This window comes from Escherichia sp. TW09308, from assembly GCF_000208565.1.
GTDB lineage: Bacteria > Pseudomonadota > Gammaproteobacteria > Enterobacterales > Enterobacteriaceae > Escherichia > Escherichia marmotae.
In genome coordinates this window covers 4,316,942-4,335,721 of sequence record NZ_AEME01000001.1, presented here as the reverse complement: position 1 = coordinate 4,335,721, position 18,780 = coordinate 4,316,942, and the positions used below count along the sequence as shown (strand labels likewise).

13 protein-coding genes and 2 pseudogenes are annotated in these 18,780 nt (G+C 53.5%); 7 read left to right on the top strand and 8 right to left on the bottom strand.

The annotated features are described in order from the left end of the window. Nucleotides 1-6: 6 nt before the first annotated feature. Both entE and entC read right to left on the bottom strand, forming a co-directional pair. The gene (entE, locus tag ESM_RS0120955) at nt 7-1,617 is read right to left on the bottom strand and encodes a (2,3-dihydroxybenzoyl)adenylate synthase EntE (protein ID WP_000026833.1); all 1,611 of its coding nucleotides are present in this window, start codon (nt 1,615-1,617) and stop codon (nt 7-9) included. A 9-nt stretch (nt 1,618-1,626) separates the two neighbouring features. After that, nucleotides 1,627-2,802: an isochorismate synthase EntC gene (entC, locus tag ESM_RS0120950; protein WP_010380682.1), complete on the bottom strand. Its 1,176-nt coding sequence runs from the start codon at nt 2,800-2,802 to the stop codon at nt 1,627-1,629. A 188-nt stretch (nt 2,803-2,990) separates the two neighbouring features. Between entC and fepB the strand changes: the two genes are divergently transcribed. Then, on the top strand, nt 2,991-3,947 hold the full coding sequence (fepB, locus tag ESM_RS0120945; protein WP_001234292.1) for a Fe2+-enterobactin ABC transporter substrate-binding protein: 957 nt from the start codon (nt 2,991-2,993) through the stop codon (nt 3,945-3,947). Between the two features lie 3 nt (nt 3,948-3,950). Here the strand turns inward: fepB and entS are convergent, their stop codons facing one another. After that, entirely contained in the window at nt 3,951-5,201 is a 1,251-nt protein-coding gene (entS, locus tag ESM_RS0120940) for an enterobactin transporter EntS (protein ID WP_001041811.1), read from the bottom strand. Between the two features lie 110 nt (nt 5,202-5,311). Here entS and fepD point away from each other — a divergent pair, with 110 nt between their 5' ends. The 3 genes from fepD to fepC are packed head-to-tail and all read left to right on the top strand — an operon-like array spanning nt 5,312 to nt 8,117. Next, nucleotides 5,312-6,316 carry a Fe(3+)-siderophore ABC transporter permease gene (fepD, locus tag ESM_RS0120935; RefSeq protein ID WP_010380679.1) on the top strand — a complete coding sequence of 335 codons (1,005 nt, stop codon included), beginning with the start codon at nt 5,312-5,314 and terminating at the stop codon, nt 6,314-6,316. Continuing rightward, the gene (fepG, locus tag ESM_RS0120930) at nt 6,313-7,305 is read left to right on the top strand and encodes an iron-enterobactin ABC transporter permease (protein ID WP_000640983.1); all 993 of its coding nucleotides are present in this window, start codon (nt 6,313-6,315) and stop codon (nt 7,303-7,305) included. Before fepD ends, fepG begins: the two co-directional genes overlap by 4 nt. After that, nucleotides 7,302-8,117, top strand: a complete 816-nt coding sequence (gene fepC / locus ESM_RS0120925) for an iron-enterobactin ABC transporter ATP-binding protein (RefSeq protein WP_000140656.1) — start codon at nt 7,302-7,304, stop codon at nt 8,115-8,117. Before fepG ends, fepC begins: the two co-directional genes overlap by 4 nt. Here the strand turns inward: fepC and wzz(fepE) are convergent. From wzz(fepE) to fes, 4 genes are all read right to left on the bottom strand, one after another. Then, nucleotides 8,114-9,247 (bottom strand): LPS O-antigen length regulator Wzz(fepE), encoded by a 1,134-nt coding sequence (wzz(fepE), locus tag ESM_RS0120920; protein WP_000096754.1) that lies wholly within the window; start codon nt 9,245-9,247, stop codon nt 8,114-8,116. The two genes, fepC and wzz(fepE), sit on opposite strands and share 4 nt — an antisense overlap. A gap of 246 nt (nt 9,248-9,493) precedes the next feature. Then, the gene (gene entF, locus ESM_RS0120915) at nt 9,494-13,375 is read right to left on the bottom strand and encodes an enterobactin non-ribosomal peptide synthetase EntF (RefSeq protein ID WP_000077813.1); all 3,882 of its coding nucleotides are present in this window, start codon (nt 13,373-13,375) and stop codon (nt 9,494-9,496) included. Further along, the gene (locus ESM_RS0120910) at nt 13,372-13,590 is read right to left on the bottom strand and encodes an MbtH family protein (protein ID WP_000885802.1); all 219 of its coding nucleotides are present in this window, start codon (nt 13,588-13,590) and stop codon (nt 13,372-13,374) included. Before ESM_RS0120910 ends, entF begins: the two co-directional genes overlap by 4 nt. A gap of 2 nt (nt 13,591-13,592) precedes the next feature. Next, nucleotides 13,593-14,795 carry an enterochelin esterase gene (gene fes / locus ESM_RS0120905; RefSeq protein ID WP_000125792.1) on the bottom strand — a complete coding sequence of 401 codons (1,203 nt, stop codon included), beginning with the start codon at nt 14,793-14,795 and terminating at the stop codon, nt 13,593-13,595. A 244-nt stretch (nt 14,796-15,039) separates the two neighbouring features. Between fes and fepA the strand changes: the two genes are divergently transcribed. Together fepA and entD are read left to right on the top strand one after the other, a co-directional pair. Continuing rightward, complete coding sequence (fepA, locus tag ESM_RS0120900) at nt 15,040-17,280, top strand: siderophore enterobactin receptor FepA (protein WP_001034945.1); 2,241 nt, start codon at nt 15,040-15,042, stop codon at nt 17,278-17,280. A gap of 174 nt (nt 17,281-17,454) precedes the next feature. After that, complete coding sequence (entD, locus tag ESM_RS0120895) at nt 17,455-18,075, top strand: enterobactin synthase subunit EntD (protein ID WP_077627742.1); 621 nt, start codon at nt 17,455-17,457, stop codon at nt 18,073-18,075. A 125-nt stretch (nt 18,076-18,200) separates the two neighbouring features. Here entD and ESM_RS1000000125915 read toward each other — a convergent pair. Next, a pseudogene (locus ESM_RS1000000125915) lies at nt 18,201-18,386 on the bottom strand (Hok/Gef family protein); the annotation flags it as partial. Between ESM_RS1000000125915 and ESM_RS1000000129550 the strand changes: the two are divergent. After that, nucleotides 18,319-18,586: pseudogene (locus ESM_RS1000000129550) on the top strand (hypothetical protein). The pseudogenes ESM_RS1000000125915 and ESM_RS1000000129550 overlap by 68 nt on opposite strands. The last annotated feature ends 194 nt before the right edge of the window (nt 18,587-18,780 follow it).

Here is an 18,780-nt window from a genome sequence, read left to right as displayed (position 1 = left end):
TCTCCTTCAGGCTGATGCGCGTGACGCCAGCCACTGACGTAATTGTTTTTTATCGACTTTCCCGACCGCCGTCAGCGGAAGTGAATCCACACACTCCACGCGATCCGGTAATTTAAATTCGGCAATACCCTGTTCACGCAGGAAACGACGCACCTGCACCGCACGCAGCGGCTCTTTTACCACCAGATAAGCGCAGCTTTTTTCGCCCATCAGCTCATCTTCCATGCTCACCAGCGCGGCATAGATCACCGCCGGATGGCGCAGTAACAGGTTTTCAATCTCTTCGGCAGCGATCTTCTCACCGCCACGGTTGATCTGATCTTTCTCGCGCCCCTGCACAGTGATGTAACCGTCTGGATCTATGGAGATCAGATCACCGGAACAGTAAAAACCGTTGGCGTCAAAGGCATTGGCATTGTGCTGCGGGCTTTTGTAATAACCGCGGAAGGTGTACGGCCCACGCGTCATCAGACGCCCGACTTCCCCTTGTGGCAATGGATTTCCGTCGGCATCGGCAACCCACACTTCATCGTCCGGACACATTGGGTAGCCCTGGGTATGGATAATTTTCTCCGCGCTATCATCAAGACGGGTGTAGTTCACCAGCCCTTCCGCCATGCCAAACACCTGCTGCAACTGGCAGCCAATCTCTGCGGGAATACGCGCCGCCAACGTGGCAGAAAGACGCGCGCCGCCGACCTGTAACAGTTTTAACGAGGCGAGTTGCGCCCGACTTTCGCCCTCGCTCAATGCCTGTAACCACAGGCTGACTGCCGGTGGCACCAGTGCGGTAACGTTAACCTGATGTTTGGCAATCAATGGGAAACAGAGCGTGGCGCTGGGATCGTCCGCCAGAACCACTGTGCCGCCTGCGAGAAAAACCCCCAGCGATCCAGGCGAACTCATGGCGTAATTGTGAGCCGCCGGAATCGCGCACAGGTAGCGTGTCTGTTGCGTGAACTGACAAATCTCGACGCTACGGCGCACACTGTAGTAATAGTCATTATGGGTACGCGGGATCAACTTCGGCGTGCCGGTCGTGCCGCCGGAAAGCTGGAAATACGCCACTTCATCGGCAGGCGACGGAGTGGCAGTAAAACCGTCTGCCGGGTGGTTAATCGCATCCTGCAAATTGTGCTCGCCGCTGTCGTTCAGCAATTGCACCACGCGAATGGAGGAATGCTCTGCAACAAATGTATTGAGGAAATCATCCCCGCTAAACAGCGCATGTTGGCGATCGGCAATCAGTAATGCCGGTTCAATCTGGCTGGCATAGGCGTTCAGTTCGCTACGCTGATGGCTGAACAGCGCCAGCACCGGCGCAACGCCCAGTTTCAGCAACGCGAAAAAGGTAATGTAAAGTTCAGCGACGTTACCTAAGTGTACCAGCGCGGTTTCACCAGGTTTAATGCCCTGACGGCGCAAACTACACGCGAGGTTATCAGCCGCTTGATTCAACTGGCGATAACTCAACTGCCGCTCGCCGTCGATAACCGCGACGCTGTCACTCTCAGCATGTCGCGTCAGAATGTCAGTTAGTGGCAAATCCTGCCAGTAGCCTTTTTCCCGATAGCGACGGGCAAATTCTTCCGGCCAGCGGGTGAATGGAATGCTCATCCTCACTCCTTAATGCAATCCAAAAACATTCAACATGGTAGAAAGTTTGACGCCCGTTTCGCGCCACTCCCCCAGCGGTGACGACGCAGGCACAATCCCCGCACCGGCAAACAGACGCACCTGATTTTTCCGCAGCTTCGCGCAGCGGATGGTCACCACCCACTCGCCGTTACCTTCGCTGTCGCACCAGCCAACAATGCCGCCAAACAGTTCGCGGTCGAACGGCTCCAGTTCAGCAATAACCTGGGTCGCGGCCTGATGCGGGAAACCGCTCAGCGCGGGGGTCGGATGCAGCAGACAGGCCAGCGTCAGTGCGTTTTCTTGCGAATTCGCTTTACCTTCAAAGGGCGTTGCGAGATGCCACAGCGTCGGCGTGGTGATCAATTGTGGAGAGGAGGGAACGTGTAACTCACTGCTGCGCTCGCGCAGTACCTCTTTCATCGCCTGGGTCACCAGTTCATGTTCATGGCGATCTTTTTCCGACGCCAGCAGACGATTACCCGCTTCGCGATCGAGCACTTCATCCGGCTGACGACGCGCGGAACCGGCTAACGGAATCGAGCTAAAACGCTCGCCATCTTTACGCAGCAGCAGTTCCGGGCTGGCTCCGAGCAGGACGCCACCATCGGCCAGCGGCACATGGAAGTTGTAACTAACCGGGTTTTGCGCGATCAACCGTTCCAGCAGTACGCCGCTGTCGATGGCGGCATCGGTGGTGATATCAATCAACCGTGACAACACCACTTTGTCGACTTGCGGTGTGGCGGTAAGTGCGGCAGCACGGGCAACCATCTGTTCAAACGTGGTTTGATCCGGAATTGCCTGACGTTCCACCACGTTCAGCGACTGGCTGCGGGTGAAACGGCGTGCAGAAGCTTGTTTTTCCTGGCGGGAGAATGGCTGCCAGGATTCGGGAATATACAGCGATGAAGGTTGACGTGGATCGAAGGGGATTGCCCCGACCATCACTGGATTTTTAATGCCCTGCGATTTGGCATTAGCAAACAGGGCGGTGAGTCTTTGCTGGAAGGGACTGTCTGGCGAATCCCCGTTCACAGCCGGTTCATCAAAGCGGGCGAAACATCCTGACGTCGTAAAACTGCGGTACGGCGACATAAAGAAAAAGCGATTGGGCGCAAGTGTTGCCATGGTCTGCTGTACTTCCTCAGCCAGTGACGTATCCATATCATCCTCCACAAAATGATAAAGGCTTTAATAATGATTATCATTTATATTTTCGGTCGCTAACCTAAAAGCAAACAGCCACTATGTCAACTCTTGCCGCAACACAATCTACGACTCGGGCTTGCATCTGCTTGTCGTTACAATGAAAATGAGAAGCATTAACTTCACTAATAACAGGACGCTGATTCGTGAGACTCGCCCCGCTCTACCGTAAGACCCTTTTCTTAGCAGGACTTTTGCTTTCAGGAATATCCGCAGTGCAGGCCGCCGACTGGCCGCGTCAGGTGACTGACAGCCGCGGCAGCCATACGCTGGAAAGCCAGCCACAGCGCATCGTCTCAACCAGCGTCACGCTGACGGGGTCGCTGCTGGCGATAGACGCTCCGGTGATTGCCAGTGGTGCAACTACGCCGAATAACCGCGTCGCGGACGACCAGGGATTCTTGCGCCAGTGGAGCGATGTTGCGAAGGAACGCAAACTGCAGCGCCTCTATATCGGAGAACCGAACGCCGAAGCGGTAGCCGCACAAATGCCGGATCTGATTTTGATTAGCGCAACCGGCGGCGATTCTGCAATGCCACTGTATGATCAGCTTTCCACCATCGCGCCGACGTTAATTATCAATTACGACGACAAAAGCTGGCAGTCGCTATTAACGCAGTTAGGCGAAATTACCGGGCATGAGAAACAGGCGGCAGAAAGAATTGCGCAGTTTGATAAACAACTGACGGCAGCGAAAGAGCAAATCAAATTACCGCCGCAGCCGGTCACTGCCATTGTCTATACCGCCGCTGCACACAGTGCCAATCTCTGGACGCCGGAATCAGCACAAGGGCAGATGCTGGAACAACTCGGCTTTACGCTGGCGAAACTGCCAGCGGGCTTAAACGCCAGTCAAAGTCAGGGCAAACGCCATGACATCATTCAGCTTGGTGGAGAAAATCTGGCTGCCGGGTTAAACGGTGAGTCGCTGTTCCTGTTCGCCGGCGATCAGAAAGATGCCGATGCAATTTATGCTAATCCGCTGCTCGCGCGCCTGCCTGCAGTACAGAACAAGCAGGTTTATGCACTGGGAACCGAGACGTTCCGTCTGGATTACTACAGCGCCATGCAAGTGCTGGAACGACTTAAGGCGCTGTTCTAAGCATTAACTGTCGGACGCTGCCGCTTGTGGTGGCGTCTGGCGAAAACGGCGCAACTCCACCAGCACCAGCAACAACAATACACCGATAATCAACAAGCCAAAGCCACTGACACTGGCGGATGTAACCGGTGTCATCATCGCCCCCAGACCGCCCAGCAACGCCGCACCAATCGCATCGCCCGTCACGTTCTGCGCCGTCCACAAACCGTTAATCCGCCCTAACATCGCTTCCGGAGTTTGCGTTTGCAGCATTGTATATTGCAGCAACGAACTGACCGCGCTCAGCCAGCCGAACAGCGCCAGACAAACCACGCCCGGAATCCACATTGGCATCAGGCCAAACAAACCAATGGCGAGAAATGAACCTAATGTGGAAAGCAGCATTAACAATCCTGGCCGCACGCTATGCGCCAGTTTCCCGCTAGTCAACGCCCCGATTGCCGCACCGAGCGGAATTGCCGCATAGAGAAAGCCAATCTGCGCCGCCGACATCTGCCAGTTGATTGCCAGCGCCGGATACAGTACCCGCACCGCACTCGCCATCGTCAACAACCCACCCAACAGCGCAATGCCGCCCACCAGCGGGCTGGCGAGCAGAAAACGAAAGGCTGCCAGAAGCGATTTCAGCGGATGCTCACGCGGCTGCGGTGGCGGCGGCAGTGCCGGAAGGCTTAACAGAGGCAGTAAAGTGATGAACGTTCCTGCCGCCGCCAGCCCGTAGTTCCAGGCGACGCCGCCAGTCGCCAGCAGTAAGCCACCCATCATGGGCGAAATTACCGATCCCAGGCGCACGGTCAACATGGTAATCGCCCCGGCCTGCATTAAGTTTTCCCGCCCAACTAGCGCAGGCGTTGCCGCCAGCAGCGCCGTAACGCCCAGCGAGGCAAAAAAACCATCCCATAAACCGAGTAAATAGATTGCCAATAGTGATGACTCCGGCAACAGCGCGTTCAGACACAGACCAATAAAGCCAATGCCACAGGTGCCGCGCGCCAGCAAAATCACTTTTTTGCGCTCATAACGATCCGCCAGCACACCACCGACCATCAGACCGACAAACATCGCGCCGCCGGTCAGCATCACTGAAAGCCCAACCTGCCAGGTGGAATTCGTCATCATCTGGATCTGCACCGGCACCGCGACGCCGAGCAACCCCAGAGAAACAATTGAGATAAAACGAGCGAGGAATACTGCGCGAAACGCCGGGTGCGTTTTCAACAGGCTGAGGTTAAGCAGCCAGGATTGTTTATTCATTACAATGCCTTGCCATCAAATATTTTAAATACCTATTCTTAGGCTGCACATGCTAACATATCCAAATAAGATCGATAACGATAATTAATTTCATTATCATGGAAGTTCGTATGTCTGGTTCTGTTGCCGTGACACGCGCCATTGCCGTGCCCGGATTGCTGTTATTACTGATTATCGCGACGGCATTAAGCCTGCTCATTGGGGCAAAATCACTCCCCGCCTCCGTGGTCCTGGAGGCACTCTCCGGCACCTGCCAGAGCGCCGACTGCACCATCGTGCTCGACGCGCGACTGCCGCGCACCCTTGCCGGATTGCTGGCGGGCGGAGCGCTTGGCCTTGCCGGGGCGTTAATGCAAACCCTCACCCGAAACCCGCTTGCCGATCCCGGTTTGCTTGGCGTGAACGCCGGAGCCAGCTTTGCCATTGTGCTCGGCGCAGCGCTGTTTGGTTACTCTTCCGCCCAGGAACAACTGGCGATGGCTTTCGCTGGCGCGCTGGTGGCCTCGTTGATTGTTGCCTTTACCGGCAGCCAGGGCGGCGGGCAGTTAAGTCCGGTGCGTTTAACCCTGGCGGGCGTGGCGCTGGCGGCGGTACTGGAAGGGCTGACCAGCGGCATCGCCCTGCTTAATCCTGACGTCTACGATCAGTTGCGTTTCTGGCAAGCCGGTTCACTGGATATTCGCAACCTCCATACCTTAAAAGTGGTGCTGCTCCCGGTGCTGATCGCCGGAGCAACCGCACTCTTACTGAGTCGTGCGTTGAATAGTTTAAGTCTGGGAAACGACACCGCGACGGCGCTGGGTAGCCGCGTAGCGCGCACACAGTTGATTGGTCTGCTGGCGATTACCGTGCTTTGCGGTAGTGCGACGGCAGTGGTGGGTCCGATTGCCTTTATTGGCCTGATGATGCCGCATATGGCGCGCTGGTTGGTAGGAGCAGATCATCGCTGGTCACTCCCCGTTACACTACTCGCCACGCCTGTCCTGCTGCTGTTTGCCGATATCATCGGGCGTGTGATTGTGCCCGGCGAGCTGCGCGTTTCCGTGGTCAGCGCCTTTATTGGCGCACCGGTATTAATCTTCCTCGTCCGACGTAAAACGCGAGGTGGCGCATGATTTACGTCTCTCGCAGATTACTCATAACCTGTTTGTTGCTGATTACCGCCTGTATCGTGGCGGGCATCTGGGGATTACGCAGTGGTGCTGTGACACTGGAAACATCGCAGGTATTCGCCGCGCTGATGGATGATGCACCCCGCAGTATGACAATGGTCGTCACCGAATGGCGCTTACCGCGCGTGCTGATGGCGCTGTTAATTGGCGCGGCGCTGGGCGTCAGCGGCGCTATTTTTCAGTCGCTGATGCGTAACCCACTCGGCAGCCCTGACGTGATGGGCTTTAACACCGGGGCGTGGAGCGGCGTGCTGGTGGCGATGGTACTGTTTGGTCAGGACCTGACGGCTATCGCCCTGGCAGCAATGGCGGGTGGCATTGTCACTTCACTACTGGTCTGGCTGCTCGCCTGGCGTAACGGTATCGACACCTTTCGCCTGATTATTATCGGTATCGGCGTTCGCGCCATGCTGGTGGCCTTTAATACCTGGCTATTGCTTAAAGCCTCATTAGAGACGGCGCTAACGGCGGGTTTGTGGAATGCCGGCTCGCTCAACGGCCTGACATGGGCGAAAACCTGGCCTTCCGCGCCAATCATTATTTTGATGTTAATTGCCGCAGCCTTGCTGGTAAGGCGGATGCGCTTGCTGGAGATGGGCGATGATACCGCCTGCGCGCTGGGCGTCAGCGTCGAACGCTCGCGTCTGTTAATGATGCTGGTGGCGGTGGTGCTTACCGCTGCTGCAACTGCACTGGCGGGGCCGATCTCCTTTATTGCGCTGGTCGCGCCGCATATTGCCCGACGCATTAGCGGCACCGCTCGCTGGGGGCTGACCCAGGCGGCGCTATGTGGCGCGCTGTTACTGCTGGCAGCAGACCTCTGCGCTCAGCAACTGTTTATGCCGTATCAACTTCCGGTTGGCGTCGTCACCGTCAGCCTCGGCGGTATTTACCTTATCGTCTTGTTAATTCAGGAGTCTCGCAAAAAATGACCGAATCAGTAGCCCGTTTGCGCGGCGAGCAGTTAACCCTGGGATATGGCAAATATACCGTTGCGGAAAATCTGACCGTAGAGATCCCTGACGGTCATTTCACGGCGATTATCGGGCCAAACGGCTGCGGTAAATCCACGTTGCTGCGCACGTTAAGCCGTCTGATGACACCCGCTCACGGGCATGTCTGGCTGGATGGCGAACAGATTCAGCGTTTCGCCAGTAAAGAGGTCGCACGCCGGATTGGTCTGCTGGCGCAAAACGCTACCACGCCGGGCGACATCACCGTTCAGGAGCTGGTAGCGCGTGGGCGCTATCCGCATCAGCCGTTGTTTACCCGCTGGCGGAAAGAAGATGAAGAGGCGGTTACAAAAGCGATGCAGGCCACGGGGATTACTCATCTGGCGAATCAAAGCGTGGATACCCTCTCCGGCGGGCAACGACAGCGAGCGTGGATCGCGATGGTGCTGGCCCAGGAAACGGCGATTATGTTGCTCGATGAGCCAACGACCTGGCTGGATATCAGTCATCAGATTGATTTGCTGGAGTTGCTCAGTGAACTAAACCGCGAGAAAGGCTATACGCTGGCTGCGGTACTGCACGATCTCAACCAGGCCTGTCGTTACGCCAGCCATTTGATTGCGCTGCGAGAAGGAAAAATTATCGCCCAGGGTGCACCTAAGGAGATTGTCACTGCCGAATTAATTGAGCGTATCTATGGTTTGCGCTGCATGATTATTGATGATCCCGTGGCAGGAACACCATTGGTGGTGCCGCTCGGACGAACGGCACCTTCAACCGCGAAGATTTAAACTAAGTGGCCTTCCATCATGGCATCCTGTTTTCTGGATGCCATTGCATAGCGCAAAAGCACGCTGCCACACGCAACCATACCGCCGACCAACGCGGCAAGGATCACAATAATCGCTTTGCCAGGACCGTCTTTTTTCACCGGCAAACTCGGACGCAACTGATATTTAAACGGCGTAAAATTGACATCGCTGACATTTGCTTTTGTTAATTGCTCAACAAGATACTGGCGATTACGTAAATCACCGTTCAGTTCGGCAACATCAGTGACCGCTTTTTCAATTTCCAGTTTACGCTCAATACCGTCTGCGCCGAGAGAAATAGAGAACTCAGGGTCGTCTTTTACTGCCTGACCATTACTGTAAACGGGTTTTTTAATTCCTGCCGCATTAGCAATATCGAGTGAATAATTGAGGCGCTGAATGTTTGCATCAAGATGGTTTCTGGTTTTAATCCGATCCTGGGCCAGTTTTTCTTTTTCGAACTGGGTTTTAATTTCCAGTTTATTACGCACATTTTCTAGCGACTCTTTCACCACCAACGTAGATATATAATCGATATACCCTGCCAGAACGGTCTGGGCTTCTTCACTGGTGGGCGCGGTAAAACTTAGCGTCCAGGAAGTATAAAGTGTCGGCTCATCTTTTTTCTTACTGGCATTGTCATCAATCGCTTTCATTTTTTCGCTCAATGCGACAATAGCGCGATGCAAATCCAGTTCGTCGATTTTCGCCTCTTTTAGTTGGTCCATAACATAAGGTGATGAACGCAGATACTCTTCCAGCAAGCTAACCGACTGAAACTTTTTGATAAAAAGATTAAAAACACTACCGCGGTCGATATTGACATCGAGATCCAGCACGTGGAGTTTAGTGAAAGTTTTCTCCAGGTCTTGCCACTGAACAGCCTCTGCGGGGGTGATGACAGCCGAACTGGTCCATTTTTGCGGCAGGATGAAAGAGATAAGTAAACCTGCGCAGGCAAACGCAAAAACGACTGCCATGATCGTTTTTTTTGCCCGCCATAAAACGTCGATTAGATTAAGTAAATCAATTTCATTATTACTGGGCGACGCCAGGTGATAATCGGGAAAATGAGAGTCGCTTCCCTGCTTAATATTCAGTGATGACATGTGGTTGAACCTGAGATTTTAGTCCATAAAAGCACAACAATGTTTATAACATTCTAACAGGATCTGAGAATTATCCGAAAGAACTCTTTCACTATTATTATCCAAAAGTGAATAGCAAACTCAGCAATCCCAGCAATGATGCCGTTCTCAGAGAAATAAATAATTTTTAAGAATAAAAAAACCATAATCATTTAGTCGGATTATGGTTTTGCATGAGGTTATGGCAGATTCGTTAATAACGTACGGTTAGTTATTAATTAGTGTATTTATTAATGGCCCTATTTCTTTAAAATACTCCGGAGAAATAATATCCACGTGCGCGCAATCATGGCGATAAATATCCAGATCTGCAATCCACGGTGACCAGGCACGCTCCGGGCTGACACCTTCCGGTAATGTACGCTCAGCAACAAACAGCGTGGCTTTACCATCAAATGGCACACTATGAGCAGTGGTCAACAATCGCACCGCATCAGCATAGTTGCCTTCAATGGAGGTAAACAGCTCCGTTGAAGTACTTCCCTGCTGTGCCGCCAGGAACGCCTCGCGCTCGCGGTTAATCTCCGCCAGCACTTCCGGATCCAGACCGTTGGCTTCTTTTTCCTGCCAGTTTTGCGTTTCTGGTGGCCAGGTATCCAGCAAACCAAGAAATGCTACCTGTTCGCCACGAGCACGCAGTCGCGCCGCGATACCCTGCGCCAGCGTACCGCCCAGCGAATAACCCAGCAAGTAATAAGGGCCACGAGGTTGTTGTGCCAGTAATGTTGCCAGATGCGCTTCGCATACTTCATCCAGGTTTGTCGCCGTCTGCATGGGGCCATTGGGGCGCGGTGACTGAATACCGATAATCGACCATTGTGGGTCGAGATAACGCGAGAGCACGCTAAACTGCCAGGCAAAACCGGACGCCGGATGGAAACAGAACAGCGTCGGGCCATTGCTTTCACGCAGTGGAAGAACGGTTTCAAATCCCAGCCGCTGGGCGTTTTCTGCTCCGCCATCAATAATCATTGCCAGTTTAGCGACGGTTGATGCCACCATCACCTGCCCCGGTGTGACCTGGCGAGCAAACTGTCGACTTAACTGCGCTGCCAGTTTCATCGCCAGTAGCGAATGACCGCCAAGAGCGAAGAAATCAGCGTCGGCATCCTGCACGTCACAACCCAGTAATGACGAAAACGCTTCAGCAATAATCGATTCACTGCCCGTTTTCAGCGCACGTCCCGACGTATGGGCTTTTAGTTCCGGCAACGGCAGAGCTTTGCGATCCAGCTTGCCATTGGCGCTGAGCGGCAACTGCGCAAGTTGCAGCAGAACTACAGGCACCATATGCGGCGGCAATGTTTCGCGCAATTGCGCCTGCAGTGCAGTGGTATCCAGCGGTAAACCTGATTGCGACACCAGATACCCCACCAACTGACGCGCATCACCGCCGGTTGCTGCCGCCTGGTTAATGACACAAGCGTGGGTAACGGCCTGCTCGACATCTGGCAGCGCCTGCATCACGCGATCGATTTCACCCAGTTCAATACGCTGACCACGGATTTTTAGCTGATCATCACTGCGCCCGAGATACTCCACCGCGCCATTTTCCAGCCAGCGAGCCACATCGCCAGTACGATACATGCGTTCACCAGGAGCGAACGGATCGGCAATAAAACGGCTGGCTGTGAGATCGGGTCGTCCAAGATAACCCTGCGCCAGTTGGATGCCGGTGAGATAGAGATCTCCCGCAACACCCGGCGGTACTGGATGCATCATTGCATCAAGAATGCGCAGCCCCGTGTTCCAGACCGGATAGCCAATCGGTACGCTGCTACCACTCACCGCCGCCAGTTCATCGCCAAAGGCCGGATACCAGCTCACATCCACCGCCGCTTCTGTAGGGCCGTAGAGATTATGTAACGGCGTGCCGGTTAATTGCTGCCACTCACGGCATAAATCGGTCGGTAATGCTTCGCCACTACAGAACACCTGTTTCAACGTCGCGCAACTTTGGCGAGCGGTTTCCGCTGTCAGCGAAGCAACAAACGCCGCCAGCATCGACGGTACAAAGTGTGTGGTCGTCACGCCGTATTCGGCAAAAAACCGTTGCATAGCGAGCGGATCGCGGTGCGCTTCCGGCTCTGCCATTACCAGTTTTGCCCCAGCGATAAACGGCCAGAAAAATTCCCATACTGAGACATCAAAACTGCACGGCGTTTTTTGAGCAACGACATCTTCACCTGTCAGCGGGTAATGGTTTTGCATCCATAACAGGCGATTAACGATAGCCTTCTGCCCGACCATCACCCCTTTCGGCCTGCCGGTAGAACCGGAAGTAAAGATGATATAAGCGGTGTGGTGCGGCTGCGAAAGTTGCAGTGGCGCACTGTCGTGAGGGGTGAGTGGGGCGTTATAGCAAAGGCGGGTTAAATTTGCTACATCGCTAAAGCGCGGCAGTTGATCGTCGCTGGTGATTAACAACGACGGGCGTGCATCTTCCAGCATCATCTTCAGACGATCGTCCGGATAGCCCGTATCCAGCGGTAACCAGGCCGCGCCTGCTTCAACAATCGCATGTAATGCCAGGGTCAAAAAGACCGAGCGCGGCAATGCCACCGCTACGCTGTCGCCGGGTTTAACGCCGCGCTCACGCAGCAGATTAGCCAGCGCTACCACCTGCTCGCGCATTTCCCGATAGCTGAACTGGTAATGTGCATCTGCCAGAGCCGGAGCATCCGGCGTTTTCGCTGCCTGTTCTGCCACCAGCGCGCTCAGTGTGGTTTCAGGAATATCGACCTGGGTGGCGTTGATCTGCGCCAACTGAGCATATTCGTCTGGCAGCATAATATCGACATCGCCACACAACAGCGTCGGATCCGCGGCAAATTGCGCAATCAGCATTTTCAGGCGTTCAGCGTGCTGGATTAACGTTGACTCATCGTAACGTTGTTTATTGGCGAGGATTTCAATACTCAAATCACCGTGTTCATCCGGGAACAGCGCCAGTTCAAGGTCATTAACCGGACCGGTTGCCAGGGTGTGAGTTTGCGACTGCACGCCCGGAATATCCAGTTGATAATCAAATACCTTGATATTGAGTACCGGGCCGAAAAGCGGTTCCTCTCCCGCCGCACGTCCGCTGTCACGCACAATTTGTTCCGCATCATAACGTTGATGGCGGCGCATCTTTTTCAACTGCCCTGCCAGCCGGATTGCCAGTTGCGGCAGCGTTTCTTGCGCTGCAATGTGAATACCCAATGGCAAAACGTTGAGCACAGGTCCGGTTGCCGTCAACGCCGCCGATCCCAGGCGGCGCATAAAAATAAATCCGGCGGCATAGTCCATGCGGTTGCATAATCGCCCCAGCCACAAGGCTGCCAGTGCAAGAGCCAGATCGGTACGTTGTACATCTGGTAATTGCGTAGCCAGTTGGCGGAATTCACCGTCAGTAAATTCCAGTTTCAGGCGCAGAATATCCGCCGAAGCGTTACGCCCAGGCAAAGGTGCGGAAGAGAGTGAAGCTGGCGGCGGCAACTGACAGCGCTGTTCTGCCCAGAATGCTGCATCACGCTGCCAGGCGTCGCTTTCGCGGTACTGCTGGTACTCTTCCACCACTTCAGCAAAAGGAGTAAACGGCGAAACAGGCGTTGGTTCGCCCCGCAGCCATGTGCAGTAAATGTTGGCAATTTGGCGGGTAATCGCCGGGAAACTGAAGCCATCAACCAGCAAATGGTGATAACGTTGATACCAGTACCAGCGGTTATCCGCAATCTGAATGAGCTGATGAAACACCAGCGGTTTACCGCTATCGACGCGCAGGTTTTGGTGTAAATCAGCCTGCATCAATGCCAGCGCAGTACCGTGAGGATCAATGTTGGTACGCAGGTCGATAATTTCTGGCTGTTCGAACGTCATCGCGTCATCGACCCATTGCCAGACTTCGCCGTTATCTTCCGTAAAACGCATCCGCAGCGTATCAGCCTGTGCTACCCCGGCAACCACCGCGCGGGCCAGTAATGGCGCATCAATATCTCCGGTTAATTCAACGTAATGCGCCACGCTCCAGGCGGAAGGTAAATCAGACAGTTTTTCTGCCATCCAGATGCCAGATTGCGCTGCAACCAAAGGTAAATGCTGACTCATTGCGCCTCCTGCGGCTGGGTGAAATTCGCGGGTGTCAGTGTATGCCAGTTAGCTTCCAGCCACTGCTGGCAAGCTTGCTGCGACTGCGGTTCACAAACAACGTCCCAACCCGCCGGTAACGCGCACGGTTGCGGCCACAGACTGAATTGCCCCTGCGCATTGCGCAAAACGTAAAACGCTCCCTGTGGATCATCGAAGGGATTACTGAATGCCATATTCAACTCCTGTCATGGAAAAGCGGTTGCCAGAGGTCGATTAGCCCCTGCATCAAACCGCCGCGCCAACAAAGCGCATCATGTCCGCCGTCAACCTGACGCCAGAAAATGGATTGTTGTGTGGTCTGTAATTGTGCATACAGCGCCTGGTTAGCTCGCATAATCACCGGTTCGCGAATCCCGGCCTCCAGCACTATGCGCAAGCCTTCAGCACTAACATCGCCTGATTTAAGCTGTTCGATCAGTTGCCCCTCCGGCTGCCCACTCCGATGCGGCCACCAGTACGATCCCGACTGGCTTAATACACAGCCAAAACGTTCAGGCCAGTGCAGTCCGGCATACAGTGCTGAAAGGCCGCCAAAACTTTGCCCGGCGACCACGGTACGATCAGCACGATCGCTGAAAGGGGTAATGGCTTTCACCAGGGGTAATAACTCTTGCTGTACTGCCAGCCAGAAATCAGCATTACACGGAAGTTCGCGTGCACGATGCGCGGTGTCGATGGCATCGATCAACACATACACAGCAGGTGGAAGTTGCTGACGGCGGGTCAACGAAGTCAGCGGCGACCAGACGGGCATGCTTTGCGCCCAAAATTCACCATCGAGCAGAATGGCTAACGGACGCTCTTCGGCTGGTACATCGCCGGTGGTAAAAATCCATACACGGCGTGAATTTCCCAGCCGTTCACTTCTCCAGGTAATTTCCCTGGCTGAATTTTCTGGCGTTTTCCGGCAATCCCAACCAGGTTGCAGGGGCGCTTGCGGCATTTCGAGTGCGGAAACAGCGTGCCCTCGCCCTCCTTTCCAGCTTTGCGGATTCAGCGGATCGGCTATCGCCTGAGGGAGTAATTTTTGCCATCCCTCGCGTAATTCGAGGCGATCTGGTGATGGTGTAGAAAAAATGTCAGCACGTTCGGTGGGAATAAAACAGTAGCTGCCGCGCCAGTTGGCATTAAGTTGTGTCGTCCACTGCCAGACATCGGTGCCTGCTATGCGTTGCATCGACTGGGGCTGGCTGTTCTGATGATGATCGGTAACACCAGTGATATAGACCCATACGCGCTTTATCGCTGAGCGTTCTTCAGAACCTTGTGGGTCACGCCACCAGAAAGTGACCTGATACATTTCGTCATTAAGACGCTGCCATTGCGGGCCATGTTTCGACTGCCACCAGCTATCACTTCCCACCTTTAACGCCGTCACATCATAACCTTATGTTTATTGTGAATTTTTTCATTGATTCCAGAAATATATTGATAATATTATTGATAACTATTTGCATTTGCAATAGCGTATTGGCGCGCTATGTCAAGCGCGGGCATTAATTAACCAACTGCACTGCGTGTCTTTCAGGAATCAAAGGTTTTCGCAGTGACGGGCGACATCAATCCAGCTTACGTCTCTTTAGACCGTTGGAATTCGTGGCAAAAATGCAGGAAAAAAAACAATGAACAAGAAGATTCATTCCCTGGCCTTGTTGGTCAATCTGGGGATTTATGGAGTAGCGCAGGCACAAGAGCCAACCGATACCCCTGTTTCACAGGACGATACCATTGTCGTGACCGCCGCCGAGCAGAACTTGCAGGCTCCCGGCGTTTCGACCATCACCGCAGATGAAATCCGCAAAAACCCGGTGGCCCGCGATGTATCGGAAATCATCCGTACCATGCCAGGCGTAAACCTGACGGGTAACTCCACCAGCGGTCAGCGCGGTAATAACCGCCAGATTGATATTCGCGGCATGGGTCCGGAAAACACCCTGATTTTGATTGACGGTAAACCGGTCAGCAGCCGCAACTCGGTGCGTCAGGGCTGGCGCGGTGAGCGTGATACCCGTGGCGATACCTCCTGGGTGCCACCTGAGATGATCGAACGTATTGAAGTTTTGCGTGGTCCGGCGGCGGCCCGTTACGGTAACGGTGCGGCAGGTGGCGTGGTTAACATCATCACCAAAAAAGGCAGTGGCGAGTGGCACGGTTCCTGGGATGCTTATTTCAATGCCCCTGAACATAAAGAGGAAGGTGCCACCAAACGCACCAACTTCAGCCTCACCGGTCCACTGGGCGACGAGTTCAGCTTCCGTTTGTACGGCAACCTCGACAAAACGCAGGCCGACGCGTGGGATATTAACAAAGGTCATCAGTCCGCACGTGCAGGAACCTATGCAACTACCCTACCAGCCGGGCGCGAAGGGGTGATCAACAAAGACATTAACGGCGTAGTTCGCTGGGACTTCGCACCGCTGCAATCGCTGGAACTGGAAGCAGGTTACAGCCGCCAGGGCAACCTGTATGCGGGCGATACCCAGAACACCAACTCTGATGCTTACACTCGCTCTAAATACGGCGATGAAACCAACCGTCTCTATCGCCAGAACTACTCGCTGACCTGGAACGGCGGCTGGGATAACGGCGTGACCACCAGCAACTGGGTGCAGTATGAACACACCCGTAACTCGCGTATCCCGGAAGGTCTGGCGGGCGGCACCGAAGGAAAATTTAACGAAAAAGCGACGCAGGATTTCGTCGATATCGATCTCGATGACGTGATGCTGCATAGCGAAGTTAACCTGCCGATTGATTTCTTCGTTAACCAGACGCTGACGCTGGGTACGGAGTGGAATCAGCAGCGGATGAAGGACTTGAGTTCCAATACCCAGGCGCTGACCGGAACGAATACCGGCGGTGCTATTGATGGTGTGAGTGCCACCGACCGTAGCCCATATTCAAAAGCAGAAATTTTCTCGCTGTTTGCAGAAGACAATATAGAACTGACCGACAGCACCATCGTAACGCCGGGGCTGCGTTTCGATCATCACAGCATTGTCGGTAATAACTGGAGCCCGGCGTTAAACGTATCGCAAGGCTTAGGCGATGACTTCACGCTGAAAATGGGTATCGCACGCGCCTATAAAGCGCCGAGCCTGTATCAGACTAACCCGAACTACATTCTCTACAGTAAAGGTCAGGGCTGCTATGCCAGCGCAGGCGGCTGCTATCTACAAGGTAACGATGACCTGAAAGCAGAAACCAGCATCAACAAAGAGATTGGTCTGGAATTCAAACGCGACGGCTGGCTGGCGGGCGTGACCTGGTTCCGTAACGACTATCGCAACAAGATTGAAGCGGGCTATGTGGCTGTAGGGAAAAATGCGGCAGGCACCGATCTCTATCAGTGGGATAACGTGCCGAAAGCGGTGGTTGAAGGTCTGGAAGGATCGTTAAACGTGCCGGTTAGCGAGACGGTGATGTGGACCAACAACATCACTTATATGCTGAAGAGTGAAAACAAAACCACGGGAGACCGTTTGTCGATCATCCCGGAATATACGTTGAACTCAACACTGAGCTGGCAGGCGCGGGAAGATTTGTCGATGCAAACCACCTTCACCTGGTATGGCAAACAGCAGCCGAAGAAATATAACTACAAAGGCCAGCCAGCGGTTGGCCCGGAAACCAAAGAAATTAGCCCGTACAGTATTGTTGGCCTGAGTGCGACCTGGGACGTGACGAAGAACGTCAGTCTGACTGGCGGCGTGGATAACCTGTTCGACAAGCGTTTGTGGCGTGAAGGGAATGCCCAGACCACGGGTGATCTTGCCGGTGCGAACTATATCGCAGGTGCTGGCGCGTATACCTATAACGAACCAGGACGGACATGGTATATGAGCATTAATACTCACTTCTGATACTAACGTCAGATTGTTGACAAAGGGCGTGTCGTTCATGCCGGATGCGGCGTGAACGACTTATCCGGCCTACAAAATCTTGCCAATTCAAATATATTGCAGAACCACGTAGGCCTGATAAGCGTAGCGCATCAAGCAGTTTTGCGTTTGTCATCAGTCTCTAATATGGGCGAAATGAAAACCACGCATACCTCCCTTCCCTTTGCCGGACATACGCTGCACATTGTTGAGTTCGATCCTGCAAGTTTTCACGAGCAGGATTTGTTCTGGCTGCCGCATTACGCACAACTGCAACATGCCGGACGTAAACGCAAAGCCGAACATTTAGCCGGACGGATTGCTGCTGTTCATGCGTTGCGGGGATATGGCTATAAATGTGTGCCCGCAATCGGTGAACATCGCCAACCACTTTGGCCTACGGGCTTATACGGCAGTATTAGTCACTGCGGGGATACGGCTATAGCAATCGTCTCTCACCAACCGATTGGTGTGGATATCGAAGAAATTTTTTCTGCACACACAGCCAGAGAATTGACAGATAACATCATTACCCCCACTGAACGCGAGTTTATTACAGGCTACAATTTACCTTTCCCTGTGGCACTTACACTGGCATTTTCAGCAAAAGAGAGTGCATTTAAGGCAAGCAAGATACAGACCGACGCAGGATTTCTAAATTATCAGGTGGTTAACTGGAATAAACAGCGAATCATTATTCGTTGGGAGGACGAGATGTTTGCTGCGTACTGGCAGATAAGAGGAAAACACATCATAACGCTGTGCCAACACGATTAATGGATAACTCTTGCTGTGGCTCGCCCGCAGCCATCACTGAGCGCGGGCGAAAGTGTAAAGCAGGTGCCCTACCATTCCTGACCTGACAACCGGATATGCAGGGATTTCTCCCCGCACAGCGGCGATTTCTTCGGTTCGTAAGCGAGAACAGCCTTAAACTCAATATTACGTTCCTTTACGGTGAACTCACACAGCGAGTCTCCGACCAGAAGCGTAAATCCCAGTACCGTCAAACACAGTACTATGACTGCCACAAGGGCATATTTCGTCAGCGTGTTTATATTGCCTCCATGCGAAGAAGGGACTAGCATCCAAATTGTTCAGGTTTGGGTAGGTAGCCCCAGGGTTGATAGAAATATCTCCTGGGCTTCATCTTTCCAGACCTCAGAGTAAACCTGAAACCGGAAAGCTTCAGGCACCCGCGGTTATCTTACCCTTCCTTAGCAAAATAACTGTTTTTTTATACAGTAAATCCTGTTTCGGGCTTTCCACAATTCATCAGATCAACTGAAGCTGAGCCAGTTTTTCTGTACGCCCCAATCGTCAAAATTCTTCGCCACCAGCCAGCTCAGCCATAACTTGTCACATTGCAAAAGTAGCCAAATTGATTCAGTAGTAAGTAGCAATCAGTTCATCATCACCAAAAAAAGAAACATTCCAGAACTTCCGCATCTCGCCCAGCCGCGCCCACTTCTATACTGAAAC